This is a genomic window from Massilia genomosp. 1, from assembly GCF_011682185.1.
Lineage (GTDB): Bacteria > Pseudomonadota > Gammaproteobacteria > Burkholderiales > Burkholderiaceae_D > Telluria_A > Telluria_A rubra.
Genome location: NZ_WHJF01000274.1, coordinates 1 through 1,488, shown reverse-complemented (window position 1 = coordinate 1,488; position 1,488 = coordinate 1). Strand labels below are relative to the sequence as shown.

The following is a 1,488-nucleotide window of genomic DNA, read 5'->3' as shown; positions in this document are numbered from 1 at the left end:
ACGCAAGAGCGACGGCGAACCCGGCGTAAAGACGATCTGGCAAGGATTGCAGCGCGTGATGGATGTGGCCACTGCATTACAGTCGATGCGCGAGGGGCACGGCTGAGTTGTGTATAACGATATGGCCTTTAGCCGATACGCGGATACGCCCTTGTCAAGATAAATGTCGCATTCATATCGGGACGCCTTTCCATGATATTTTCGGCAATCACTCTCTGCGACGCATCCGGCGATTCAATTGACAGCGTTTTAAGGTTCTTCAATGCTGACAGTATGGAAGCGGCCCGGCTACCGATGTTGGTATCATTGAATTTCAACGTTGTTGTCTCATCAAATGAACCGGATGTCGCCATCAACTCAATGACGCTATCATCGATGCAATTGCGTGATAAATACACACTTTCCGCTCCTTTCAACAATGCCAGGCCCTCCTTTTTCTCGACAGGAAAAAAACTCGTCGTGCGGAAAATGTCAGGCAAATTCGAGAAGAAGTCGCCTTGCAAGGTAAGCGCGCGCAGTCTTCCATCTTCAAGGAAACCCAACATTCCCGAGAACGACTCGCCGCAGCTTACCGTGGCCGATTTTAATACGCCTGAGCTGTACCAATCATAGTGGTGATAAATATCCCCGATACGGTTATAACCTACCAACAGTCCCGACTTAAGCCACCAGCAATCGCAGACTACCGCACCCCGGCAGAATAATATTTCATGAATACAATGCCCGTTTTGAAACTCATACCCGATACCGGAAAATGTCTCAATACTCTCAGGCAAAGGATATTGTGCGTTCTCTTCATCACAAAGCAAGCCCGTCACATCCAGCTGTGCCAAGCCGATTGCATCGTCAGCACACAGGGGACGGTAAGCGCCCGCAAAAATGCCGTCTTTCATCTGAAAAGACCGCACTTCTCTTTGCGCACCAACCATGAATCCCGCTCCGGAGAAAGGCGTTCTATCGACCAGATAAAGCCCATTCTGCTGATTCATTACATCTACATTTACTCGTTTCATTGTCCCAACCTTCCAGTAGGAATGTATGCCTCGGGCGGCAAGATCGAAGCACAGTTCGGACAAGCAACAAAGGGCAGTCCTTGTTCCGGCCCGGGCATCAACCGATAAGTCACTACCGTCAGTTTAGACGGGTCGTACAACGCGGGGTTAATTCTATCAATTTCGTGGTACATCCAATTGGCAGCCCGGACCTCTGCGTGGGTACCGGGCAGTCAATCCACCCAACTTAGGGCGTTCAACAATTTTTCTGGGTATTAGATTTATGCGGTTTTCGGCCTTGTTTGCGCGGTTTTGATACGTTTTCCCTATGGCGATACGTCCGTCCGGAGATCAGGTCCAGCAGGGTGAGTGTAACCGTTCACGTCCCGGACGGAATCGGCGGCAGCGAGGGTGTGGCGACGCCCTTTCTGGCGGCGGCGATCACAGTGGCGATGTAGACCCAGGAGGAAACGGCCCGCTTGCGGCAAGTCTCGAT

Annotated in this window: 2 protein-coding genes; both read right to left on the bottom strand. The window is 51.3% G+C overall.

Translation table 11 applies throughout. From position 1 onward, the window contains the following. Positions 1-128 precede the first annotated feature (128 nt). Positions 129-1,013, bottom strand: coding sequence for a hypothetical protein (locus F1735_RS33495; protein ID WP_167241312.1), 885 nt, complete (start codon positions 1,011-1,013; stop codon positions 129-131). Further along, a complete protein-coding gene (locus F1735_RS38375) occupies positions 1,010-1,225 on the bottom strand; it encodes a YwqJ-related putative deaminase (RefSeq protein WP_373888630.1) in 216 nt (71 codons plus the stop codon). Before F1735_RS38375 ends, F1735_RS33495 begins: the two co-directional genes overlap by 4 nt. Positions 1,226-1,488: the final 263 nt, after the last annotated feature.